This window comes from Marinomonas sp. UCMA 3892, from assembly GCF_012726345.1.
Taxonomy (GTDB): domain Bacteria; phylum Pseudomonadota; class Gammaproteobacteria; order Pseudomonadales; family Marinomonadaceae; genus Marinomonas.
The window spans coordinates 23,511-49,457 of sequence record NZ_PTXN01000011.1; the positions used below are offsets into that span (position 1 = coordinate 23,511).

General features: G+C 42.0%; 18 protein-coding genes. 13 read left to right on the forward strand and 5 right to left on the reverse strand.

Features of this window, described 5'->3' with window-relative positions:
- The first annotated feature begins 182 nt into the window (after positions 1 to 182).
- The gene (gene tssI / locus B6N13_RS15810; protein ID WP_169459940.1) at positions 183 to 2,150 is read left to right on the forward strand and encodes a type VI secretion system tip protein TssI/VgrG; all 1,968 of its coding nucleotides are present in this window, start codon (positions 183 to 185) and stop codon (positions 2,148 to 2,150) included.
- Between the two features lie 814 nt (positions 2,151 to 2,964).
- On the opposite strand, the gene B6N13_RS15815 is transcribed toward tssI (B6N13_RS15810), so the two are convergent.
- The 5 genes from B6N13_RS15815 to B6N13_RS15835 all read right to left on the reverse strand — a co-directional run bounded on the left by B6N13_RS15815 (position 2,965) and on the right by B6N13_RS15835 (position 10,995).
- A complete protein-coding gene (locus tag B6N13_RS15815) occupies positions 2,965 to 3,966 on the reverse strand; it encodes a hypothetical protein (protein WP_169459941.1) in 1,002 nt (333 codons plus the stop codon).
- Positions 3,963 to 7,625, reverse strand: coding sequence for a LysM domain-containing protein (locus B6N13_RS15820; protein WP_169459942.1), 3,663 nt, complete (start codon positions 7,623 to 7,625; stop codon positions 3,963 to 3,965). Before B6N13_RS15820 ends, B6N13_RS15815 begins: the two co-directional genes overlap by 4 nt.
- A complete protein-coding gene (locus tag B6N13_RS15825) occupies positions 7,622 to 8,146 on the reverse strand; it encodes a DUF4123 domain-containing protein (protein ID WP_169459943.1) in 525 nt (174 codons plus the stop codon). Before B6N13_RS15825 ends, B6N13_RS15820 begins: the two co-directional genes overlap by 4 nt.
- A 1-nt stretch (position 8,147) precedes the next feature.
- Positions 8,148 to 10,268, reverse strand: a complete 2,121-nt coding sequence (gene tssI, locus B6N13_RS15830) for a type VI secretion system tip protein TssI/VgrG (RefSeq protein ID WP_169459944.1) — start codon at positions 10,266 to 10,268, stop codon at positions 8,148 to 8,150.
- Positions 10,269 to 10,476: 208 nt separating this feature from the next.
- A complete protein-coding gene (locus tag B6N13_RS15835) occupies positions 10,477 to 10,995 on the reverse strand; it encodes an Hcp family type VI secretion system effector (protein WP_012068897.1) in 519 nt (172 codons plus the stop codon).
- Positions 10,996 to 11,760: 765 nt separating this feature from the next.
- On the opposite strand from B6N13_RS15835, the gene tssB reads away from it, so the two are divergent.
- The 12 genes from tssB to vasI are packed head-to-tail and all read left to right on the forward strand — an operon-like array spanning position 11,761 to position 25,943.
- Positions 11,761 to 12,261, forward strand: coding sequence for a type VI secretion system contractile sheath small subunit (gene tssB, locus B6N13_RS15840; RefSeq protein ID WP_012068911.1), 501 nt, complete (start codon positions 11,761 to 11,763; stop codon positions 12,259 to 12,261).
- A gap of 53 nt (positions 12,262 to 12,314) precedes the next feature.
- Positions 12,315 to 13,796, forward strand: a complete 1,482-nt coding sequence (tssC, locus tag B6N13_RS15845) for a type VI secretion system contractile sheath large subunit (RefSeq protein WP_012068912.1) — start codon at positions 12,315 to 12,317, stop codon at positions 13,794 to 13,796.
- A 4-nt stretch (positions 13,797 to 13,800) separates the two neighbouring features.
- Entirely contained in the window at positions 13,801 to 14,238 is a 438-nt protein-coding gene (gene tssE, locus B6N13_RS15850; protein ID WP_012068913.1) for a type VI secretion system baseplate subunit TssE, read from the forward strand.
- A 2-nt stretch (positions 14,239 to 14,240) separates the two neighbouring features.
- Positions 14,241 to 16,007 (forward strand): type VI secretion system baseplate subunit TssF, encoded by a 1,767-nt coding sequence (gene tssF / locus B6N13_RS15855; protein ID WP_169459945.1) that lies wholly within the window; start codon positions 14,241 to 14,243, stop codon positions 16,005 to 16,007.
- Complete coding sequence (gene tssG, locus B6N13_RS15860) at positions 15,971 to 16,984, forward strand: type VI secretion system baseplate subunit TssG (protein ID WP_348981552.1); 1,014 nt, start codon at positions 15,971 to 15,973, stop codon at positions 16,982 to 16,984. The genes tssF and tssG overlap by 37 nt, the downstream gene beginning before the upstream one ends.
- 2 nt (positions 16,985 to 16,986) lie before the next feature.
- Positions 16,987 to 18,498, forward strand: coding sequence for a type VI secretion system-associated FHA domain protein TagH (tagH, locus tag B6N13_RS15865; protein WP_169459946.1), 1,512 nt, complete (start codon positions 16,987 to 16,989; stop codon positions 18,496 to 18,498).
- Positions 18,488 to 18,979, forward strand: a complete 492-nt coding sequence (tssJ, locus tag B6N13_RS15870; protein ID WP_169459947.1) for a type VI secretion system lipoprotein TssJ — start codon at positions 18,488 to 18,490, stop codon at positions 18,977 to 18,979. The genes tagH and tssJ overlap by 11 nt, the downstream gene beginning before the upstream one ends.
- Positions 18,980 to 18,981: 2 nt before the next feature.
- Positions 18,982 to 20,316 (forward strand): type VI secretion system baseplate subunit TssK, encoded by a 1,335-nt coding sequence (tssK, locus tag B6N13_RS15875; protein WP_169459948.1) that lies wholly within the window; start codon positions 18,982 to 18,984, stop codon positions 20,314 to 20,316.
- A 2-nt stretch (positions 20,317 to 20,318) separates the two neighbouring features.
- Positions 20,319 to 21,095, forward strand: a complete 777-nt coding sequence (gene icmH, locus B6N13_RS15880; RefSeq protein ID WP_169459949.1) for a type IVB secretion system protein IcmH/DotU — start codon at positions 20,319 to 20,321, stop codon at positions 21,093 to 21,095.
- A gap of 54 nt (positions 21,096 to 21,149) precedes the next feature.
- Positions 21,150 to 23,771 carry a type VI secretion system ATPase TssH gene (gene tssH, locus B6N13_RS15885; protein ID WP_169459950.1) on the forward strand — a complete coding sequence of 874 codons (2,622 nt, stop codon included), beginning with the start codon at positions 21,150 to 21,152 and terminating at the stop codon, positions 23,769 to 23,771.
- Positions 23,772 to 23,773: 2 nt separating this feature from the next.
- On the forward strand, positions 23,774 to 25,324 hold the full coding sequence (locus B6N13_RS15890; protein ID WP_169459951.1) for a sigma-54 dependent transcriptional regulator: 1,551 nt from the start codon (positions 23,774 to 23,776) through the stop codon (positions 25,322 to 25,324).
- Positions 25,317 to 25,943 (forward strand): type VI secretion system-associated protein VasI, encoded by a 627-nt coding sequence (gene vasI / locus B6N13_RS15895; protein WP_169459952.1) that lies wholly within the window; start codon positions 25,317 to 25,319, stop codon positions 25,941 to 25,943. The genes B6N13_RS15890 and vasI overlap by 8 nt, the downstream gene beginning before the upstream one ends.
- The last annotated feature ends 4 nt before the right edge of the window (positions 25,944 to 25,947 follow it).

The following is a 25,947-nucleotide window of genomic DNA, read 5'->3' on the forward strand; positions in this document are numbered from 1 at the left end:
TTAGGCCGCCTGTTTGCTCAGGCGGCCTTTTTGCGTATTAATGGTTCACATTTTTTGCGCAATCCTCACGTTCTTCGGGGTAGATGGTCGGTTACGAACGTGAATAATGGGCTGTTTAAAATAGGCACTTCACCACTTGCATTCTACGAATGAGATAGACCGTCATAACAAAGGAAACTGGTATGGCTACATTGATGTTTACACTGGCGCTCGACGGCATGGAAGACAACACTCTGCTTGTCCGAGAATACCAAGGGCACGAATCGCTCTCCGATTCCCTGCTAAAAGACGGCTCGCCTTGTTATGGCTTCCGTTACCAATTGGCCCTCGCCAGCCGTCAATCGGATCTGTCTGCTGATACCATCGTCGATAAAAACGCCGAGCTGCGCGTGTTTCGTAACGGCGAACTGATTCAACGAGTGCACGGCATTGTTCGTCATTTTGAAAAAGGCGACACCGGACACCACTTTACCTACTACGGCTTAACCTTGGTTCCAGCATTGGAACGCTTATCGCTACGTCACAACAGCCGTATTTTCCAAAAGCAAACCGCGCAAGACATCATCAGCCAACTGCTGAATGAAATGGGCATCACCGAACACCTGTTTGATACCCAACGTACACCGCTTGAGCGCGAGTTCTGTGCCCAGTACCGAGAAAGTGACTTAGACTTTGTTCACCGTTTGGCCGCCGAAGAAGGCTGGGTCTACTACTTCACCCACGAAGAAGGCAAACACCAACTGCACTTTGCGGATCAAAGCCAACTACTGCCCAAACACCCAACCCCGATTCCGTACAACGTCTTATCAGGTGGGGGCTCAGACGATCAATACATCGCCACCCTGACGCACCATATACAAAGCTTGCCTAGCCAAGCTGTGCTCAAAGATTACAGCTTCAAAAAGCCCGACTACCGCTTCTTGCATCAGCAAGATGGTGAGAACATGGATTACCAGCTGCCAAACTACGAACACTACGATGCCCCTGGGCGATTTAAAGACGACGTCACGGGCAAAGCCTTTTCACGCATCCGTCTAGAATACCTACGTCGCAGTGCACGAACCTTAGTAGGAGAAAGCAACCACGCCGCCATTCAAGCGGGCCTAAAAATCACCATCGAAGGCCACAGCGAAGACAGCATCAACCAAGAGTGGTTACCCGTCTCGGTCGAACATCACGGCACCCAACCGCAAGTCTTGGAAGAAGAAGGCCAATCTGGCAGCACAAACTACCACAACCGTTTTACCTTCATCCCCGCCACCACCAACTGGCAAGCGACACCGCAACCCAAACCCAGTGTCGATGGCCCCATGATGGCCATTGTGGTGGGGCCCGAAGGGGAAGAAATCTTCTGTGATGAGCACGGACGCATCAAACTGCACTTCCCGTGGGACCGCTACAGCGAAGCCAACGACCATAGCTCCTGCTGGGTACGTGTCTCCCAAGGCTGGGCTGGCAACCAACACGGCATGATGGCGATTCCACGAATCGGCAGCGAAGTCATTGTCAGCTTTTTAAATGGCGACCCCGATCAACCGATCGTGACCGGACGCACCTTTAACGCCAAAAACACCCCGCCGTACCTTTTGCCTGACCATAAAACCAAAACCGTGTGGCGCAGCGATACTCACCAAGGCGAAGGCTTCAACGAGATCAGTTTTGAGGATCAAGTCGACAACGAAAAAGTCTATGTCCACGCGCAAAAAGACATGGAAACCGATGTGCTCAACGACCGCATCACCCACATCGGCCACGACCAACACGAACAAATCGACAACGACCGCTTCACCCAAATCGGCGGTGAAAACGGCACAGGCAATGAGCACCTCACCATCAAAGGCGAAAGTCGTCATAAGATAGATAAAAGCCACACGCTTATGGTGGATGGAAGTCTGCAACAGAAAGTTGGCTCGAAAGTCGTACTGGATGCAGCAAAAGAAATTCATCTAAAAAGTGGCAGTAAAGCCGTGATTGAAGCCGGATCAGAAATGACGGTCAAAGTTGGTGGCAACTTTATAAAAATCGACGCGGCTGGCGTACACGTTGTCGGCTCCGCCATCAACTTCAACACCGGCGGCAGTGCAAGCTCTGGGAGTGGGTTTAGTGGTGTAGAACCTGAGCCACCAGTAATTGACGAAACAACCGAGTAAGTGTTTTACGTAGTAAAAGAGAGCAGCGACACTAGCCGAGCATTCACTGGTGCACTGCCACTCTTTCTTTTAGCTGAAGATAAAATAGATAGCAATCTACGGCTCTGATTCATCGCTCATTATAGAAAAGCATTAAGTTATAAACAGAAACTACAGCACAAAACTATTGAAAAAGCAGAGTGTTAGCAACACTCTGCTCATCCTATCGGCTAAAAAATCGCTTTCGCTTCCTTAAACTCTTTTTGGTTAAATATAGAAATGCCCTCGTCAATTGTTGTCGCGAAGGCATTAAAAGAAACAATCAAACAAAGGCTAGTTAACGAGAATATTCTTCGAAACAACTACTTATAATCCTCTGTACTAAAAATCACCGAAGAAAAGCGTGTACACCTGAGGCTTCGTCGATGAATGAGTTTAGATCGTAGTCGACAAGACCCCCCTTGCCTTTTCTTCAATTTTGTCTTTTGTTCTGCTTCAAAATGGGTACATATACCGAGCATGGTTACACTCCCTCCCTGCGGCGATAGTTTCACCCATACAGCTTTCATCACATGACCAACCTAAATAATCACAATAGCGAGTATAACTTGATACCATTAAGTGTATCACCCATGGGTCACTCGCTTCTGTGCCTGGATGCAGTGAGGAGCTGCTCCCCCCCTTGTTCGGAATTAAGTCACACAGAACCCAAAAATAGCATGAGCACTTATACTACTAATCTATAGCTCAACCATTCTTTAATATTACATTCTGCCAACTCCCTTATAAAACGGGGAGAATAGTGATACCTTAACTAACAAAATCACTTAATAGATTATCGTGCAACAAGTGCACCGACTGTCGAATCATCAAGAAACATATTTATAGTAAGGTCTTTAACAAACTCTTGCGCTCTAGATTCCACTTCTTTCATCTCACTATCTGACAAAATATTAATATAAACCTCTTCCCCTTTATCATTAACAACTTTTTCTTTTATATAAAAAGTCCTATCTTCCCCACTAAAATACTTTTCAACTAATGAATAGTAGTAAGCATTTTTATATTTATCCTTAATATCTTCTGATAATTTTTTAATATCAGACTCAGTTTCGATGTCAGGCAATTCGCGTGAAAAATAAAACAAAAGAGAAAATGCGCCAGAGCTATAACCTAGCGACAATGCCTGTCTTGCTAAATCAAGATTCTCAACACTACTACTATCATTTATATAATATAAATCCATCATGGCAGGCGCATAACCTTGTGTTGCTTCATACTCTAGTAGCTCAACATTTTTTTTCATCTCAATTGGTATGTACATATTATAACTAGCCGCTTTATAACCTCCTGCTTTGACAGCCTCTTCAACCAACTCACCGTATTTTTTTTTCTTCAAAATGGGCACGTACGCCCACCATGGCTTGTCCCCCCAGCGCAATAACGCATACATCGACTTACCATCACCTTCATCAGCTCTTTTTTTCCATTCATCTACTGCCTTATCCATCCAAGCTTCGTCACAAGGCCACCCAAGATAAGCACAGTTACCATTATAGCTTGGCACCATCAGATGCATTGCCCATGGACTTCCGGCCTCTGCCGCTTGAAGCAAAGTGGAGGCTGCAGTAAATTGCTCTCCCGTCTGAAACTGAGTAACCCCCAACCAAAGCATCGCTCTTGCATCACCTTTCTCTGCAAGTGGCTCAAATACAAGAAGAGCTTGCTTGTATTTCTGCTGATTAAATAAATCAACTCCTTCGTCAACTGTTGCGGCGAAGCTTCCATATGAAAACACAACAAGACAGCTTATCAGCCATTTTACAATTTGAATCATTCGATAATCTTCCATTTAGTTTTTTTATACCCCTGTTCAGCCATCGAAGCTTTATCACGGGAAGACATATAATCAGGGAAGTTATTCCTACCACCAACATAATATTTATAATTGTCCTTTTGATATAGACTATTTCGATGGGTTAATTTATCTATATAAAGAACAAATGAATCATAGTTAAGAACCATTAATTCATTATACTTCCGATTTTTAACATCATTTTCCAATGCATACTCATATTTATTCATTACACACCGGACAAAGAACCCCTTTATCTTCAGCAGATTATCTGCATACTTCTCCCACTTTTCACCTGGATCCAAAGAGGTCGGATCTTTCAGATACATCCGTTGAACTGTATTTTCAAAGCGATCCAATTGCTCAGCTTTTGGAATATCTGATTCAGCCCCCAACCATTTAAATATCTGTAAGATGGCGTTACTCTGAGCGGCATTTTGCTCAGCTAGTGCATTCGCTTCTTGTTCTGATGCCCAGTTAAACCAATTGTCTGGGATAACATGATAATGCGTCAGTACCGTTAACAGTTTCGATAACGTTTCCGGCAGTGCGTTTTTGATCCATAAAGCATTTTTGTCAGTATAGGTTTTGTTGTTGATGAAGTTTGCTACAAAGCCAGCGTTTCTTTCTTCCAGTGCTCGCGACTCCATTTCACGAATCAGTCTAAACGGTAGCATGGCTACAACCCCCGCCTTTAAGCCGAACGAAATAGCCACCGTCATTACACTATTTAACGCTTTAAATGTTTCATCATCTCGGCCTTCTTCATCAAAAAAAGCAAACCGTTTAAAACTACTGCTATTCGTAATAGACAATAACAAACTCAAAAATGCCTCCATACTCTGCGGGTTCAACTCGGCTGAGATTGTTCCACCGCAACCAATTCCCTTAGTCACTCCTGCATTAAACATGACGATAAAGCGACTTCCATTGAACGTCAAAGTAAACGAACATTCTGCACCAATACCTAAGGTTCCTCGGACGCCGCCACCCACTTTAAATAAATTTAAAAAAGCATGGTTCAAGTTAAGGTTTTTGGCGTCCGTCGCAGTCGGTTTCCAATTAAACTCACAATTAACCGACCCTCCGACCTCTAACCCTGCAAACGCCTTGCCTTCTACCTTGGCAGGTTTATCGCCCGCAGAAAAGTTAGCAAAGCTCGAACTTGTCGGTGTCGTCCCCCGCACTCCAAACAAACCATTTGCCGTATTACCAATATCTAGTTCTGTCGAGAGGTGTAAACTTGCAGCTATCGAGCCGTAAACCGCGCCCATGATCTTAACTTGAAAAGAGCCAATGTTTCGCTCCTGCTTGGTCTCCGGCAGCGCTTTACCATTGGCATCCATACCGCTATGTATATAGGGCAACATAAGTGGCATTTCTTTTTTCGGTAATGTCAGCGTAATGCTACTCTGGCCTGCAGCCACATCCACACCGGTTTGAATAAGGTTATAATTGGCAGCAGCGCTCTTCTGCCCCGAGACAAGATCCTTCTTTATCGAAATAGAGCCGCCCCCAGTCCAGACAAAACGCATGAATTGCGCTGATGCACTTAAATCCGCACCACCTTCCACACCAAACAGGTTCACATCTTCTTTAAACCATGGGAAGCAAGCCACATCATCCATATCAGACAGTTTTTTGCCTCCAGACCAAGACAAAATATTCCCATATTTCGCTTCTAGGCTCGCCGAAAGCTTTTTCATATCAACAAATGAAGTAGTATCTTCCTTCATATTGCCGCCACCAGTCGCACCTCCAATTGGAGAAAACTGATAACCCACCACGCAGTTTTTGTGCTGAGATAGCTTATCGCTCAGAACGGCATGATTGGAACGAATGTACAAAGGCTTATTTGGTTCACTGGCTAATGCACATTCAACAATATGGCATTGTGCACTACTGTTCGTTGCATATAGCTGATTGGTTAGGTTTTCCGGCTGATAGTCATGCTCGTCCCAGATAAGCTGGATGGGCTGCTGCTCTAGGACTTGGTCAGCAAATTTGGCCCCCTCAACCCTATAGTAAAGCTGCGCCTCCTTCTGTTTTTCTGCACACTCCCTCAGAAAATCAATACGTGCCTGACATTTGTGTGCATAGGGCAAAATTTTGTTTACTTGCGCAACATAATCCTGATTCTTACCAACCAGATCTTTAAAGTCCTTAATCCTTTTAGCCACCTCACGTACGATCAACAATTGCAAGACGTAGGCTGGGTAATACCCTAATGTCTCAACTTTGATTTTCGACAATACTGACTCAAGTTTAGTTAAGCTTGAAGTTTGGTTTTCAAACATTTCACGAATGCGGTTTACATCCGCTTTACCGCTCAATAACTGATCTTCTGTTAAACATTGCTCTTTGACCGCCACGGAAAGCAAGTTCAAGCCAACTATACGAGCCATTATCGTGTAATAGCCGATAGGTATAGAACTATTGATGTTATAACGGACAAAGGCGTCCTCTAGCTCATCTGCCGAATACCCATTTCGACGCAACCGCACATTGGTATAAAAGTCCTTGTTTAGACATTCAACTATCATTTTGTGATTACGGTTTTTCCATATATTGTAGAATTCTTCAACCCGGTCCAAGTCGACAATGTCTGTGTCTGGTTTTATATCCTTAATATCTGCTGGCACATCAATGCTGGCACGCTGACGGTACTCGCGCACTGTATTCAATAGCTGAAATACAGCAGAGCCTTTTGCGGAAGAATAATAGCCGAATTCGCTAAATTCATAGCTGAGCTCCCCTTGAGGAAGCTTGACGGACTTTGCTATTTTCTTAGCCTTGTCTTCATAGTCCGCTATTTTATCTTTCACATCATCAAAGACACTATGAAGCAAGTAAATTAAAGACCTGCGATACCGTTTATTTAGATTCGTACGCGCGATCTTACTCTCTTCTGCCAGTTTGGGTATTTGCCGATAATTATCCCCATAAAGATCGCAAAACCTTCTTTCTAGCCTTTCTTCTTGTGTTTTGTGTAGCCGCTCTTTGATCTCTAACTTACGCTTTACACCTATAACCCCAATATCCCGATTATCTTCTGGGAAAGTTAAATTTTCTGGCTCAATTTCAACCTGCCTACTCAACAAAGCCTTTATAAACAAGGCCTCTCGATAATTATCAGCATCCTTGGTGTTTTCTTTGCTGTCATTCATTCGTAAGAAGACTTCATGAGATAAGCTATTAAAGGCATCAAGAATGCCTAACTTACCCATTTCCGCAACTCGAGAAACATTGTCAGGGATAGTGACCGCTTTAACACAAAGGTCATGCTCGGCCTTTACCGCATCAACAGCTTCCTGAGCTAGAAAAAGGTATTTTTGCTCTGATTTACCTTGTTCACCAAGAAAAGAAGGAACATATAACACATCGGTCAAAGTCACGTTCTTACTGCATTCAGATTGTGTAATCAGAGTATTAGGAAGTGTATTTTCAATTTCTTTGTCCTGAGGCTCCCATTGTGCAATGGTCGATTCCTCCGGTGTAACCAATTCATCGCCGGTATAAATTAAGTTGATGTCTTTTATTTGATCGGCATTGAGCTTTTGCAACGTCGTCACGTCTGTATTGTACAGTTTTGCTAATGAGGAGAGAGTTTCTCCCTTTTTAATCATGTGAATTTTAGTCACGATAATAATTCCTCAGCTAATTCCTTGCTAATCATAAGCGGCGATAGAGTTGGAAAGTCAGATGGATTGGTTATAGGTAATAACGCGTCTACATCTATGACCAAAGAAGAAACACTCAATTCTCGAGCCAACCCACACAACACAGATATTTGAGTCAAATCTAAATGCGGTAAAACGACCATAAGTGATTTCGGTGAATAGAAACGAAACAACAATAAACGGCCGTCTTCTGAAGTAATGGTGATATGTTGCTGTAATGAACTAATAACGTCTGCTTGCAATACAGTATCGTCAAACTCAAAACAAACAGAACTACTCGCCCACTGTTTGTCATTTTGCCACCGCTGCCACACTTCATCCCCCTCATAAAACTGAATCCATAGAGGACTACTTTCTATTTGTGTTTGCCATTGTGTACCTAGATAGAGTTTGCCATACCTAATTTCATGCTCAGCACAAATTCGTGCAACTTCTGGAACACGAATTACATCAATCACAAGGTAACGTTGAGTGTTGCTCATGTTATGCATCCTGAATACATGTACAATTTGCTTTTGCGCAGGCTCCATCAGCCTGTCTCTGACAAAGCTCCATAACAGGTAAATCCAACTCAGCAACAGCAGGAAGCGTTGCCTTCATGCTCGGGCTATGTGGAGCCATAAGCGACTTCTCTGGAGCGACAGGTGAAAGGATACCACCAGGTAAGAGAGGCTCTCCCCCACTAAACCCACTCCCCGCACTTGGGCTACCGCCAGAGTTCAGGTTGATAACGGGGCCGACTAAATGGACACCGCCGCCGTCGATTTTGACGAAGCTGCCGCCTGCGGCGAGGGTAATTTCTGCTCCGGCTTCAATCACGGTTTTGTCACCGCTCTTGATGTGTATTTCTTCACCTGCCTCTAATACGGCAATTTTTCCGACTTTCTGCTGTAAATTCCCATCAATACTGATGGATTGATCTTTATCTATCTTATGACGACTTTCACCTTTGATGGTCAGGTGGTCATTGCCTGTGCCGTTGTCACCGCCGATTTGGGTGAAGCGGTCGTTGTCGATTTGTCCGTGTTGGTCGTGGCCGATGTGGGTGATGCGGTCGTTGAGCACATCGGTTTCCATGTCTTTTTGCGCGTGGACATAGACTTTTTCGTTGTCGACTTGGTCTTCGAATGAGATCTCGTTAAAACCTTCCCCTTGGTGTGTATCACTGCGCCAGACGGTTTTGGTTTTGTTGTCCGGTAGAGCGTATGGCGGGGTGTTTTTGGCGTTAAAGGTGCGTCCGGTCACGATCGGTTGATCGGGGTCGCCATTTAAAAAGCTGACGATGACTTCACTGCCGATTCTTGGGATCGCCATCATGCCATGTTGGTTGCCAGCCCAGCCTTGGGAGACACGTACCCAGCAGGAGCTGTGGTCGTTGGCTTCGCTGTAGCGGTCCCACGGGAAGTGCAGTTTGACTCGTCCGTGTTCGTCACAGAAGATTTCTTCCCCTTCGGGTCCCACCACAATGGCCATCATGGGGCCATCGACACTGGGTTTGGGTTGCGGTGTCGCTTGCCAGTTGGTGGTGGCKGGGATGAAGGTAAATGTATTGCTGTAGTTTGTGCTGCCAGATTGGCCTTCTTCTTCCAAGACTTGCGGTTGGGTGCCGTAATGTTCAACCGAGACGGGCAGCCATTCTTGGTTGATGCTGTCTTCGCTGTGGCCTTCGATGGTGATTTTTAGGCCCGCTTGGATGGCGGCGTGGTTGCTTTCTCCTACGAGAGTGCGAGCACTGCGACGTAGGTATTCTAGACGGATGCGTGAAAAGGCTTTGCCTGTGACGTCGTCTTTAAATCGCCCAGGGGCATCGTAGTGTTCGTAGTTTGGCAGCTGATAATCCATGCTATCGCCGTCTTGTTGGTGCAAGAAGCGGTAGTCTGGCTTTTTGAAGCTGTAGTCTTTGAGCACAGCTTGGCTAGGCAAGCTTTGTGTATGGTGCGTCAGGGTGGCGATGTATTGATCGTCTGAGCCGCCACCCGATAAGACGTTGTACGGAATCGGCGTTGGGTGTTTGGGCAGTAGTTGGCTTTGATCCGCAAAGTGCAGTTGGTGTTTGCCTTCTTCGTGGGTGAAGTAGTAGACCCAGCCTTCTTCGGCGGCCAAACGGTGGACAAAGTCTAAGTCACTTTCACGGTACTGAGCACAGAACTCACGTTCAAGCGGTGTACGTTGGGTATCAAACAGGTGTTCGGTGATGCCCATTTCATTCAGCAGTTGGCTGATGATGTCTTGCGCGGTTTGCTTTTGGAAGATACGGCTGTTGTGACGTAGAGATAAGCGCTCCAATGCCGGAACCAAGGTTAAGCCATAGTAGGTAAAGTGGTGTCCAGTGTCGCCTTTTTCAAAATGACGAACGATGCCGTGCACTCGTTGAATCAGTTCGCCATTACGAAACACGCGTAACTCGGCGTTTTTATCGACGATGGTATCAGCAGACAGATCCGATTGACGGCTGGCGAGGGCCAATTGGTAACGGAAGCCATAACAAGGCGAGCCGTCTTTTAGCAGGGAATCGGAGAGCGATTCGTGCCCTTGGTATTCTCGGACAAGCAGAGTGTTGTCTTCCATGCCGTCGAGTGCCAGTGTAAACGTCAATGTAGCCATACCAGTTTCCTTTGTTATGACGGTCTATCCAATTGATAAAATACAAGTCGTAGAATGCAAGTGGTGAAGTGCTTATTTTAAACAGCCCATTATTCACGTTCGTAACCGACCATCTACCCCGAAGAACGTGAGGATTGCGCAAAAAATGTGAACCATTAATACGCAAAAAGGCCGCCTGAGCAAACAGGCGGCCTAAACCAAAACGAGCTTACGCTTCGATTGGCTTGCTCCAGTCGTCAGAACCAGACGTACCAGAGTTGATGTGATCCCAAGTGATCTTACGGTAAGCCATAGAGACCGTTAGGTTCTGTGTGAAGTTGCCCATCGCTGGGTCTTGGCAATGCGGCATTTCGCAATGAATGTCCACGATGACTGCGCCTTCTAGCGCTGTTACGAAGAAGTTCTCTTGCTTACCTTCTGCAGACGTGCGGTACCATTTCAATTCTACTTTTGGCAGTTTTTCGCCAGAAGACAGTGCGTTGTAAAGCAATGGAACCGCTTTGTTCAAAGCAACGGTGAATTTGAATGGCTTGTGTACGCGTTGACCAGATGGGTTACCAGACTGTGGGTTAGTCGGTACAGTGACGTTGTGGTCAAAGCGTTGCACCAGCATTTCGTCATCATGACCTTCCAAGCCTACGTCACCGATAGAATCGACTGTCATGGCACCGGCAGTGATAAGACCCTGAGATTCCCCTTCGATCGAGATAAAACATGGCGTTGGCATAGTAAAATTCCTTATTTAAAAATAGTAAAAACGTGTTTTTAACACTCACCCTAGGAAGAGCAAGATGAATGCCAATTAAAAATAGTTAATATTTTCAATGAGTTAATAAAAACACACTCTACCATCGAGCAAAACTTCGCTTGGGGTCAGGCAAAAAATCGCCCGACGAGCAAAAACTCGCTTGTTAGGAGTGGTGGGTAATTGCTCTCTAGTTGGAGGGGGAAGTTGTTGTTTTAAAAGAAGATTGTGGCTAGATAAGGTGAATCTAAAAAAAAACATCATTACGAATTATTTACATTTCCTTTGCCTTATCTTTTGTTGAGCTTTTTAGTTTTAGTGCGTATTCTATAAAAATATTAAATGCCATTAGATGATGGCTTCGTAATTTATTAGCAAATTTTTATAGCAATGGAAGGCAGTTTTTTAAGCAATTGGAGTGTTGAAGGGATTTAAACTAAACGCAAAGGTATTATCCTTGATGGGTATTTTTTTTTGTGTTTTACATGGAAGTTATTATTGAATAAATTTGTTAACTTTTCCTATATCCCTGCTTTTTTAATATTCCCTTTTTTAAAATTTTAGATTTATTTAGATTTTTGATATCTAGATATGGCTAGGGTTTTTTATGCTCTTTTTTTGTGTTTTTCAAAGAAAGGGTGTTGTATCGATATTTTTATATGGATTTTGAGTGATTTTAAGTTGTTATCCTTAACTGGTAATGCAGCTAAAATTGTTTTTTTATGACGTCGTTGGATGGAGAAAAGTATGTCAAAAGAGGGAAGTGTCGCACCCAAAGAGCGGATAAATATTAAATATATACCTGCTACTGGAGATTCTCAGTCTGAGGTTGAGTTGCCTCTAAAAACCTTGGTTGTTGGTGACTTTAAAGGTCATGCAGAGGATACGCCTTTAGAAGATAGAAAGAGCATTTCTATAGATAAAGCTAATTTTGAGTCTGTAATGCGTGAAAGTAATTTGCGTCTTCAGACGACAGTTAGTAATAAGCTAGATGAGGAGTCTGATGGTGATTTAACAGTAGATCTTTCTTTTAGTGGGATTAATGATTTTTCACCAGATTCAATTGCATCGCAAGTTCCAGAGCTTAAAAAATTAATAGAGCTAAGAGAGGCTTTAGTAGCGTTAAAAGGTCCATTGGGTAATATCCCTTCTTTCAGAAATAGTTTGCAAGGCTTGTTAGCATCAGATGAAAGTCGTGATCAGCTATTGGCTGAATTAAATCTAGCTCATGGGAATGAGTCAAATTAATAATCTCAACCATTAATACATGACGTTGAAAAATTATTAGCAGGGATACAAATATGTCTACAAATGATATTGCAGTCGAAGGAAGTTCGGTAGGTCAAGGGCGTGGAAATCTGCTTGACGAAATAATGGCCCAAACTCGCATAGCTCCGAATGAAGAGGGTTATGATGTTGCTAAAAAAGGTGTTGCGGCTTTTATTGAGAATTTACTTCAATCAAATAAAACTGAGGAACCAGTTAATAAGACCTTAGTTGATCAAATGCTTGTTGAATTAGATCGTAAAATCAGTAGTCAAATGAATGAAATACTACATGATGAATCTTTTCAGCAAATGGAGTCTGCTTGGCGTGGGCTAAAACTGCTAGTCGATCGAACTGACTTTAGAGAAAATAATAAAATTGAGCTAATTCATGTTACTAAGTCTGAATTGCTTGAAGATTTTGAGTTTGCTCCTGAAACCACACAGAGTGGCCTTTATAAGCATGTTTACTCTTCTGGTTATGGTCAATTTGGTGGTGAGCCGACAGGTGCCATTATCGGTAATTATGCCTTCACTCCTTCCTCATCTGATATGAAGTTGCTTCAGTATATGGGGGCTTTAGGTGCGATGTCTCATGCGCCATTTATTTCAAGTGTTGGTCCTGAGTTTTTTGGTATTGAATCTTTTGAAGAGCTTCCAAACCTTAAAGATCTGAACTCTATTTTTGAAGGGCCAAAATACGCAAAATGGCGCACTCTTCGTGAATCTGAAGATGCTCGTTATATTGGTTTAACTGCACCACGTTTTTTATTACGTGTTCCGTATGACCCAATTGAAAATCCTATTAAATCTTTTAACTATCAGGAAGACGTGAGTAAGTCTCATAGTGATTACCTTTGGGGGAATACCGCTTTTGCTTTTGCTTCACGTTTGACTGACAGTTTTGCTAAATACCGCTGGTGTCCAAATATTATTGGACCGCAAAGTGGTGGTGCAGTAGAGGATTTGCCGGTTCATGTATTTGAGTCTATGGGTGAATTGCAAGCTAAAATCCCTACAGAAGTATTGGTAACGGATAGAAAAGAGTTCGAATTAGCCGAAGAAGGCTTTATTGCTCTAACTATGCGTAAAGGTAGTGATAACGCTGCTTTCTTCTCGGCGAACTCAGTACAAAAGCCGAAGGTATTTCCTAATACGAAAGACGGTAAGGAAGCGGAGACCAATTACCGCTTAAGTACTCAATTGCCTTACATGATGATTGTTAACCGTTTGGCGCATTACGTTAAAGTGCTTCAGCGTGAGCAAATTGGTGCGTGGAAAGAGCGTGGCGATCTAGAGCGTGAATTGAATGGTTGGATCAAGCAATATGTTGCTGACCAAGAAAACCCACCTGCAGATGTTCGTAGTCGTCGCCCACTTCGTGGCGCAAAAATCGAAGTATCCGATGTGGAAGGTAATCCAGGTTGGTATCAAGTGTCTTTGGCAGTACGTCCTCATTTTAAATATATGGGTGCGAACTTCGAGCTGTCTCTTGTTGGCCGTTTAGATCAAGCATAAGACTATGAGCTACCTAATAGATGAAAATAGTGTTTTTGGCGTTAGCTTCATGGAACGATTGAATGTTAATGCTAAGGCTATCTCTTTGTCTCAGGGGCCAGATTCTATAGATGTTCTTAACTCAATAAAGCTGAATGTAGCCAACGTTCTGAATACTAGATTGGGGGAGGCGCAATCCGCCCCTAATCTAGGATTGATAGATTTTAATGACGCTTCGTTGGGCGCCATGGATCTATCTTTAAAAGTGAAGTTGGCTGTGCAGAAATGTTTAGCGACTTATGAGCCTAGATTATGCAACTTACAAATCAAAACGGTTACAGATCCAAATAACCCTTTAGGTTTGTGTTTTCATATCAATGCTGACATCAATAGTGCTGCGCTTCATGAGAAAGTAGAGATTAATTTAATACTTGGTAATGACCGTAAATATAGAGTGTATTAGCCGTGAGCCAAGATAAGTATTTTAGAGAAGAGCTGGCGTTTTTACGTGAGCAAGGAAAGCAATTTACGGAAATTCATCCTCAGCTTTCTCGTTTCTTGCATGGGCGAAATACGGACCCTGATGTTGAGCGATTGTTAGAGGGGTTTGCTTTTCTAACCGGGCGTTTAAGGGAAAAAATTGAAGATGAGTTCCCTGAGTTAACTCATTCAATCATTAATATGCTTTGGCCTAATTATCTGCGACCAGTGCCAAGTATGAGTGTTGTTAAGTTTAAGCCAGAGGATAACGTGAGCACTAAGCACGTTATTCAGTCTGGTGTTCAACTTGATAGTCGTCCAGTTTTTGGTACTACATGTCATTTTAGAACCTGCCGCGACGTCTCTATTTACCCTTTAGATTGTGTAGATGTTTCTGCGCAACATACAAGGGAGGCGAGTACCGTAAATCTTGCAATGAAAATTGACGGAGATTTAACGCTCGATGACATCAAGCTCGATACATTAAGGTTCTATTTAGGTGGTGATAAATTCAGCGCTGAGATGACTTATTTATGGCTGAATCACTATTTAGAAAAAATTGTGATAGAGGTTGGTGGTGTTGAATTTAAACTGCCGAAAGATACTTTATCACTGGTAGGTTTTGAAGCTGCCGATAGTTTGCTTCCGTACCCCAAAAATGTTTATGACGGCTATCGAATTCTTCAGGAATATTTAACCTTTTCAGAAAGCTTCAACTTCTTTGATTTGAAAGGATTATCTAGTGCTTTACCTAAAAATATTTCTGGTGAATTTACTATTAAAATGGTCTTCAACAAAACGTTCGAGCCTGGTGTAAAAGTTAGGAAGGAAATGTTTCAGCTGTATTGTACACCGGTCGTTAATTTGTTTGAGCATGATGCAGACCCTATTGATCTAACAGGGCGTAAAACAGAATACAGGATAATTCCATCCAGTACCTCACCGTCACATTATGAAGTCTTTAGTATCGATGAGGTTGCTGGTTGGCAAAATAGCAGTAATGGTGGTCGTGCTAGAGGTGCGAAGCGTGTGTATTCCTCGTTTGAAAGTTTTCAGCATGAGGTGGAGCGAGCTAGACATCGTGAATCTCTTTATTACAGAGCTCGTGTAAAAGACAGTATTAGAAATGATGGTTTTGATAACTTTATTTCTTTTGTCAGAGGTGACGAGTCGTCTGTTTATAACTTTGATGAAGCTGTTTCTCTTAAGCTAACTTGTACCAATAGACAGTTGCCGCTTGAGCTTGGTATTGGCGATATTTGTGAACCTACTGACACGTCTCCAACGTTCGCAACTTTTGAAAATATAACGATACCATCGCCTCCTTTAAGGCCTGTTTTAGATGGCAGCCTGCTTTGGACCTTGATTTCCAATTTATCATTAAATTATCTGTCATTGCTGTCTAAAGATGCTCTTTGCTCTGTATTGCGGGCTTATGATTTTAAGGCATTAGTAGATCGTCAGGCTGAGCGCGTTTCTAGATTACGGTTGAGCGGCATCCTCAAAATAGAGTCGATGCCGACGGATAAATTGATCCAGGGAATGCCCATTCGGGGGTTGAAATCAACGATAACCTTAGATCAGGCTGCTTTTGGTTCGGAAGGTGAATTATTTTTGTTTGGCACAGTGCTGAGTAAGTTTTTTTCTTTATACGCAAGTATCAATTCATTTCATGAATTGGTCGTAATTAACTCAAGCAATAAAGAGGCATATACGTGGGGAATTCAGGAAGGGATGCAACCACTGATATAGAGAGTATCGCCTCTTCCAGTGAGCCAAATATATTTCCAGAAGATGTTGAAAAATTTAATTTTTATCAGCTTGTCGAGTTGTTGTATCGGCTTATAGAGCAAGATCCCGAAGAAAGCGATTGGGAATCGAAGTGTCAGTTGGTATTTAGTGCCAATCCAAGCTTAGGCTTTTCTCCAACGGATGTTTCGTCGTTAAAGCTTATGGGTGATAACCGTATATTGCTTGAAACCAACTTTTTTGGCTTGAATGGCTCTCAGTCGCCACTGCCGGGCTTTATGCTTGAACAGCTGGTAACGGAAGGTGAGTTTGGTTTAAAGCGTCAGTTTCTCGATTTTTTTAACAATCGTTTGATCTCGCTTGTTTACCAAATTTGGAGAAAGTATCGCTACTACATTCGTTTCCAAGATGAAGCGAAGGATAAATTTTCAAGCCAATTGTTTGCATTGGTAGGTTTAGCTGATGAAGGAATGAGGGGCGAAACACCGATTAATTGGTGCAAAATGCTGGCTTATTCCGGCACTTTAGCCGGGCGAAGCCGTTCTCCCCAAGTGGTTGAGGGGATTATTTCGCACTGTTTTGATCTGTCTGAAGTATCGATACGGCAATGGATTAAGCGCAAAGTGCCAATTCATCAAGAGCAAAAGCTGCAATTAGGGATGCAAAACTGTGGGCTAGGACGAGAAACCGTTTTGGGCGACAGTGTTAATGATATTAAAGGGAAGTTTGCTATAGAAATTAAGGGCTTAGATAAAGAGCGATTTGCCGATTTTTTGCCAAGCGGCCGAGAATTCTTGCCTTTATGTAAGTTAGTTGAGTTTACCTTGAGAGAACAGATGGCCTACGACCTTGAATTAGTCTTAAACGAAGATGAAGCTTCTGCTATGTCACAAGGCAATAATAGTATGTCTTTAGGTTGGACATCCTTTCTTGGTGAGTCAAAAGAAGTGAAAAAAGTCGTCATACAGGTAAGGCAATAGTCATGGATAACATTACGCAACGAATCGCTAACTTTATTGTTACCAATGTACGGTCTCTTGAGGCTGGGCTTTTAGCAAAAATGTCTTTTGAAGATAACGGTGGGGTTATAGGTTCTGCTTTAGATGCAGATTGGCATCTTAAAGACCGTGATCAATTAATCAAACCTTTTCATTGTGAAATTGTTTTGGTTGATGACTCTTTTTGCGTAAAGGACTTATGTGGCGAAACCTATGTTAATTCATCTAGCATGCCTTTAGGTGTTAATAAATTAGCTCGACTCAATGATGAAGATGAAATCAAGATTGGTGAGTATGAAATACGTATTTTTTTAAATAGAGAATCAGAGTTAAAAGAAACCAGTCACTCACTTGAGCAATTGTTTTTAAATAAAAGTAATAGCTTGATTGATGGAAATGATAATGAAAGCTTTGATTATGATATTGGCCTTGAAAATTTTACCGAAAATGTCAAAGAACTAGATCCTATTGTTATGCTTGATAATAAAAAAAGCTCAGTTGGTGAAGAGGATTTAATTGATGAAGTGCCTTTATTCGAAGTTGCTGAAGACTTTATCAATAATAGTTTAAAAGATAGTGGAAAAATATCGTCGAAGTTTACCGTACAGGCAGATACTGATAATGATGTCACGGCCGCTTTTGGTTTAAATGATATACGACGTGGTGGCTCCTTAATCGAAAAGGAAAGTAAAACTACGAAATTGAAGAAATTTTTTTCTAAATCTATCTTTTCTAGTGAAAAAGAGGAAGAGAAAAAAAATGACAAACAAATAATGGAGATACAGCCAATGGACGATAATATTTTAGACCTGCTCGAGCAGGAAGTTGCAAAGACTTACACAAAAGAAGATACGGTAAAATCGAGCTCTCAATACAAAGCAACCTATGATAATAACTCCTTTGAGAATAATCATGTGCTTGGTGGGCCTTTAATGTCTGGGCTGGAGGTATCGATTGGGAGCAACTCTAGTGTAGAGGAAATGCAAGCATTATCGGTAGAGATAGGAAGTTCTTTACGTGCCTGTGTTCAAGGTTTGCTAGATCTGCATTCCCAAGTGAAAGACAGTCGCTATGGCATGATGCACAGAAGCCTTCAGCCTATTGAAGATAATCCACTAAAGCTTGGTCTTTCTTACGAAGAAACGATTCGAACTATGTTCGATGAAAACAAAAGTGCAGTGCATCTTTCAGCTACATCTTCCGTTGAAGAAAGTCTGAAGATGATAAAAATTCATAATGAAGCAGTGCAATATGCGACCAATATTGCACTCGATCAAATTTTGCAGGCCTTATCTCCAGACACATTATTAAAGCGCTTTAGTCGTTATAACCGAGATCAAAATAATAGCCAGGATGAGAAGTCTTGGGCATGGGGAATGTACGAAAATTACTACAAGGAATTAACTTCAAATCGCCAGCAAGGGTTTGAGAAACTATTTTGGGAAATATTCGAGCAGTCTTATGATAAAAAATTACGTGAGAAACATGCGGAGTAGCCAGTTATTAAAGCTACTAACGCCTTTTTTACTTATGGTGTTTTTGGCAGGCTGTAGTACTTCTCAGAAAGTTAAGCCTGAAGACCGGATGACAAGAGTCACTTTTAGTTTGTTTGCGGGTAAAAAGGTAAATGCCGGGGAGTCTGGAACGCCTGCACCAGTAGAGATTCAAGTCTATGAGTTGGTTGATGATTCAATGCTTATGTCTGCTGATTTTGACATGATAAATAAGGACTATGAGAAAGCACTGAAAAATAATTTTGTTAAAACTTATGATTATGTTTTAACTCCTGGGCAGTTCAAATTTGTTGGTGACTTTGAAATCGACGAAGAAACAAATTATATCGGTGTCGTGGCTAAATTTGCTGAACCAGATAAAAGTGATTGGAAAAAAGCGGTTAAAATTCTAAACCGTGGAAGAGTATATCATTTATTGATGTATTTTGATGGTTATGAAATTAAATTGGAAAGGGTTGAGTAAATATGATTTCTAGGAATAGAGTTATTTGGAATGAAGGACTATTTATTAAGCCCCAACATTTTCAGCAACAGCAAAGGTATAACGAGTACTCTTTAAATGAAAGAGTACAATCCGTTAGTAGTTATTTATATGGGATATCCCATTTATCTATTAATCCTGAATATTTATCTTTTGGGCGAATAGCGATCGATAGTGCAGTTGGCGTAATGCCTGATGGTACGGTATTTCGTATTCCTCAGGACGACATGCTTCCAGATGCGTTGGATATTGGTGATGCAACCTTAACGGGCCAAACGATATATTTGGCAATCCCGTTAAAAAATGAATCTTTATTAGAGATTGATTGGCCTAATGAAAAAGGCACAGGGCGGTATGCAAGCCATCGTCAAGAAGTAAAAGATACTCAGACTGTAGGTGGAGATACTGCAGTCATAGACTTAGCCTCTATGCGTCTTAAATTGATGTTTGAAAAAGATGACCGTAGTGCTTATGCCTCTATTGCTATCGCCCAAATTCGAGAGAAGCGACAAGATGGCAGTATTGTATTAGAGCCCGATTTCATACCTTGCCATCTAGATGTTAACTGTAATCCTCAGTTACATCGTTGCATTAACGAGTTATCAGGTTTAATGAAAGAGCGTGCGAAAGGTATTGCGGTTCGTCTGGGAGCATCAGGCCAAGGTGCTATTGCTGATGTTTCTGACTTCATGCTGCTTCAGGCGTTGAATAGATTGCAGCCAATTCTTCAGCACCTAGTTAACTTAAAGCGCCTGCATCCAGAACGTTTATATGAAGCACTAGCGTCTATTTGTGGTGAGTTATCAACATTTACTGATGAAAGTCGCTTGTCTCCTGATTTTAAAGGCTATAACCATGACTTACCAAGCGATTCTTTTTGGCAAGTGATTCGCTATCTGCGTCAGAGCTTAAGTGTGGTTCTTGAACCAAGAGCGGTTTCGGTTCAATTGCATCAACGTAAGTACGGCCTAATGGTTGCACCAATTCATGATACTCAGTTAATTGATAATGCAGACTTTATCTTAGCGGTTAAGGCGAATATGCCATTGGATGAATTGAGGAATCTATTTATTCAACAAACAAAAGTGTCTTCAGTAGAAAAGATCAGAGATCTTATTTCACATCAATTACCTGGTATACCTGTTTTACCTTTGCCTGTGGCACCAAGACAGTTGCCATATTTCTCTGGTTATACTTATTACCAATTAGATAAAACAAGTGATGCTTGGCGAATGCTTGAAAATTCTTCTGGTTTTGCTTTCCATGTCGCAGGGGCTTTTGAAGGTTTGGATTTACAATTTTGGGCGATAAGGGATTAATTATGGCTAGTAATGGCATTATTGGTAAATATGATGATTTGCTTTTTGATGAAGCAGAAAACATAAATGATGACAAGGATTACTGGTTTCAAATAAAAGGTCACAATGATAATCCTTTAATTGATTCTGCTACGACTTTCTTCGGTTTATCTTTAAGGGTTAAGTCTTTAAGTGAATGTGAAAATATTGAAGAAATATACAAGCAAACCATCGAAGAAATTAACATTATCGAAATAGAGCTTGCTGATAAGCATTACGAACATTCTGTGTTGATGGCATATCGTTATATCTTGTGCGCTTTCTTGGATGAAGCCGTCATGGGAACTCGATGGGGAGGCTCGTCTGTATGGGCTGAATACTCTATGTTATCTCGTTTTCATAATGAAACATGGGGTGGTGAGAAATTTTTTTCCATTTTATCTAGACTAGAAAAAGACCCAGAGAAATATAAGGATCTACTTGAGTTTATTTATTATTGTTTGGTTTTAGGATTTGAGGGGAAGTTTAAAGTTTTAAATAATGGTAAAGAAGAAAGAGAAAAAGTAATTAGTAAACTTCATTCACTTTTAGATTCAATCGATGAAAAAGAATCTTTAAATCTGACTTCTAAAAATAATCATGTGGTAAATACCCGTTATAAATTAAGCAGACAGTTACCTGTTTGGTCTGTTTTTACATTTTTTGCTGCTTTTTGGGGATTAACTTTTTGCGGTTATTTATTTTTATTAAACAGTAAGTCTTCAAGTGTACTTATGCAGCTTAATCAAATACTGCAGTAAATTTTCGCCTTACAATTTATTTATTATTACCATCACAAGGAATAAGGGAATAACGTGATTAGAATTGAACTTTCCACACTGATTTCTAAATTAAACTCCCAGAGCAAATTGGCTTTGGAGCAAGCTGCCGCATTATGTATTGAACGACAGCATCATGAAGTCAGTATTGAACACTTTTTAAGCGTTTTACTTGAAAACCCTATGTCTGATGTGTGTGTGATTTTTGATCATGTTAAATTGGGCAAGGATGATATTCAGGCAGCAATCTCTAAAAGTTACCCAAGATCAATAACACTCGATACTTACCCGCCATTTTCTCCGTTATTAGTCGAGCTGATGCAGGAGGCGTGGTTGTTATCTTCAACTGAGCTAAATCAAACTGAATTACGATCTGGTGCTATTTTACTTGCATCCCTTATTCATCCTGATCGTTATTATTCTTTTGAAATGATTGGCCTTTTTGAAAAAATTAACAAAGAAGCCATTCGTAAGAACTTTGATCTTGTGCTTGAGCGTTCTTCCGAGTCAGATCATGTTGTAAGCGACTCTCAAGATAAATCCACTTCGTCTTCCGTGGCTGCGGGTAACTCTGCATTGGGTAAATTTTGTACCAATGTGACCTTGCAAGCGAAGAATGATGAGCTTGATCCTGTGCTTTGTCGTGAAGATGAATTGAATCTTATGGTCGATATTCTTTGTCGCCGTAGAAAAAATAATCCTATTGTTGTGGGTGAAGCAGGAGTTGGTAAAAGCGCTGTTGTAGAAGGCCTTGCACTTAGAATTGTTGCTGGGAATGTGCCAGATAAGCTTGCTAATGTAGAAATCCATTCTCTGGATTTAGGGCTTTTGCAAGCTGGTGCATCGATTAAGGGGGAGTTTGAAAAACGTCTCAAAGGCATTATTGATGAGATTAAATCCTCACCTGTTCCGATTATTTTGTTTATCGATGAAGCACACACTCTGATTGGTTCTGGTAATCAAGAAGGTGGTAGTGATGCTGCCAACCTATTAAAGCCAGCTTTGGCTCGTGGTGAATTGTCTACCATTGCGGCAACGACTTGGAAAGAATACAAAAAATACTTTGAGAAAGATCCTGCGCTAACAAGACGTTTCCAACTGGTTAAAGTGGAAGAACCGTCTGTTAGTCAATCTGTTGATATCATGCGTGGCTTACACCATGTCTATGAAAAAGCGCACGGCGTTTTAATTCATGATGATGCGTTGAAAGCGTCCTCTGAATTATCGGCTCGCTATTTGTCAGGTCGCCAGCTTCCTGATAAAGCCATAGATGTACTGGATACGGCTTGCGCTCGTATTGCTATCAATATATCGACACCGCCAAAAGTATTGGGGCAGTTAGAAAATCAATGTTGTACGCGCCAGCGTGAAATAGACATGTTGAAGCGACAAGCATTGATTGGCCAGCTTGTTGATAACGACTATCTAGAAAGTTTGATTGAATTGGAAGTTCAAGCAGAATTAGAAAAAGAAACTCTGCTCAACAGCTGGTCAAAGCAGAAAGAGATAATTGAAAAAATTATCGATATCCGCCAATCCATTTTACGCAATCCAGTGGCTGAAGATGAAGCCTTGAGTGATGATGAGCTAGATGAACTTCGCGAGCAGCTAGCCGCTAGCTATCAGGAACTTGAGCAGATCCCTCATCATGAACGTTTGATGTACCCAGAAGTAAATGCACAACAAATAGCAGAAGTGATTTCTGATTGGACTGGTGTGCCGATTGATCAAATGAACTCTGATGAACTGCATAAAATCACGCACTTGCCTGAAATCTTAAACGTTAAGATTAAAGGCCAGGATGTGGCCATTGAGTGTGTTCATAGGCACTTACTGACATCGAGAGCAGACCTTAGACGCCCTGGTCGTCCGAAAGGCGCTTTCTTGTTGGTTGGTCCAAGTGGTGTGGGTAAAACGGAAACAGTTATTCAATTGGCAGAAGAATTGTACGGCGGAAAGCAATTCCTAACCACCATCAACATGTCTGAGTATCAAGAGAAGCACACGGTTTCGCGACTAATCGGTTCTCCACCAGGTTATGTGGGCTTTGGTGAAGGCGGTGTACTGACAGAAGCTATTCGTAAGAAACCATACTCTGTTGTGCTTCTGGATGAAGTAGAAAAAGCACACCCTGAAGTGCTGAACTTGTTCTATCAGGCTTTTGATAAAGGCGAACTGGCTGATGGAGAAGGTCGCTTAATCGACTGTCAAAATATTCTCTTTTTCCTAACGTCTAATCTTGGCTATCAAACTATCGTCGACAACGTAGAGACACCAAAAGAGATTGAAGCCAAGCTTTATCCTGAGCTGGTGCCATTCTTTAAACCCGCTTTGTTAGCTCGTATGGAAATCGTGCCATATTTGCCACTCAATAAAGACGTGTTAGAGAAGATAGTGCTGGGCAAATTATCTTCCCTAGAAAAATTGTTACGCAAACGTTACTCCGCTGAAGTAGAAATTGATCCGGCATTGGTTCAAGAGATTTTGAACCGTGCCACACGATCAGAGAATGGTGCCCGAATGTTAGAAGCCATAATAGAGGGACAAGTATTACCACCTATTTCTCTTGCGCTTCTTAATCGACTGGCCGAGCAACAACCAGTATCCCGAATCTTCATGACCATTGAAGAAGGGGAGTTCGTAGGTGAGATCGAATAGCAATGAATAACTGGCTTAAGTCTGCAGCTGAGTTGGTGGTGATTCGTAGCACCGCTCAGTTGTTGTCAACATTCACGCAAGTACTTGATAGCGAGCTAGGGTGCCGAGGGGTTTATGTCCTAACCCCTTCTGCTGATGGGCGCTTTGTAGAATCGAGCATGAATGATAGTCGTCAATTATCTTGGTCGGTTTCTGACTTTGATAATCCATTTGCCCACGTCATTCATTCAGGCAAAGTCATGATACTGCGTAACAGCGAATTGCTTTACTGGTTAACGAATGACAGTTTTGCTGATCTGATTGGTTGTACTGATGAAACCGTAAACGTCATCATTTTGCCCATGTTGTCAAAAGATGGGCAACTTCAGGCGATCTTGGTTTTAAAAACGGATAGTTACTCGAATTATGATGTGGACAGCGATGAAAATTTTTTAGGTCTGCTGTCTGTTTGTGCGAATCATTTACAGTTACTTAATGATATGGAAGCAAAGAAAAGGAAGTCACAACTGCTGTCAGAGTCATTGATAGAAGTGGAGCAAGGTAAGAAAAAGAACCATCTCTTAGATGGACTTGCCAACGTATTAATTGGTCACAGTGACGTAATGAAATCGCTGCGTGAACAGGTGACCATTGCTGCATCATCCCGTCTTTCAGTGATGATTCAAGGAGAGACCGGCACGGGGAAGGAGTTGGTGTCGCGTGCTGTCCATGATTTATCCTCACGTAGTAAAGCAAATTTTGTCGCTATAAACTGTGCTGCTATCCCTGAGCATTTGCTGGAAAGCGAGTTATTTGGCTACGTCAAAGGCGCATTTTCTGGTGCAGATAAAAGTAAAAAAGGGCTGTTAGCCGATGCGGACGGGGGCACTCTATTCCTGGATGAAATCGGAGATATGCCGTTAGCTTTGCAAGCGAAATTGCTGAGAGTATTGGAATCTCATAAATATCGCCCAGTAGGATCTGAAAAAGAATTGGATTCTAACTTTAGATTAGTGGTGGCTACCCATTTAAATCTAAAACAACAGGTATTGGATAATAAGTTCCGCAAGGATTTGTATTATCGCTTATATCAATACCCCATCACTTTGCCGCGTTTAAAAGATCGCAAGTCAGATATTGAAAAACTCAGTGCGCATTTTGTTGAGCAATATAATGCCAAGCACAAATCCAGCGTGCGTGGTCTGCATTATAAAGCAATGGATTGCTTACTCGATTATGACTTCCCTGGAAATGTTCGAGAATTAAAACACCTTATTGAATATGGTGCTGCTCAGACGCAAAACGGCGAGCAAATTGAATTGGCCTACATTCAATTGAAACTTGACAGTGAAATGGCTAGCTCAAGTCAACCTGAGCCAAAAAATAGAGCTTTGGTTGAGCTGTCCACCATTCGAGATCTTAAAGTGGCGGTAAGGGAATATGAGTCCAATATCATTGCTGCTCGATTGCGTGAATTTGATGGGGATAGAGGACGAACTGCTGAGAGTTTGGGCATACCCAAACGAACCTTGGCAGATAAGTGTTTGAAATTGGAGATTTCCATAAATGATTAGATACCTGCTTTTACTTGTTATTTTTTTGCAAGTATCAACCCACGTAATGGCTCAAAGCGAGCAAAAAGGTTTCTTAGAAAAAGCCAACCGCTGCACGCAAGAGACGGTGAATTTCGCCAGACTATCTTGCTTTGACAAGGTCTTTTCAACCCCCGTACATATTCCTGTGCCTAGTGATAAGCCAGAGGCATGGCTGCGGGCACAAGCCAGTGAAATGGATCGAGTTGATAACAATGATCCAATGTTAACTCTTGAAGGTAATGACAGATGGGTGACAGTGCCAGCTCTAAACAAAGACAGTAATGCGCAGCTCCCAGCGTTAATGTTTAGCTGTATCAGCGGGATTAGTCGGCTTGAAATGGCGTTGCCAGAGGCTTTAGAAGAAGGGCGAGTCAGTATCTCGTTTGGTAACTCATCCTCCCAACTATGGCGTAGTGACGACACTGGTTACTTGATTGCCTCAGGGCGTGGCTTTATTGCAATTAAGCAAATGAAAACCATTCTTTCGTCGCCAAGTCTTGTGGTTCGATCCAATAATCCATCTATCGATGGGCTTAAATTCGACACAAATAATCTTAGTGAAAAAATAACGCCATTGCGCAAACAGTGTGGTTGGTAAGGTC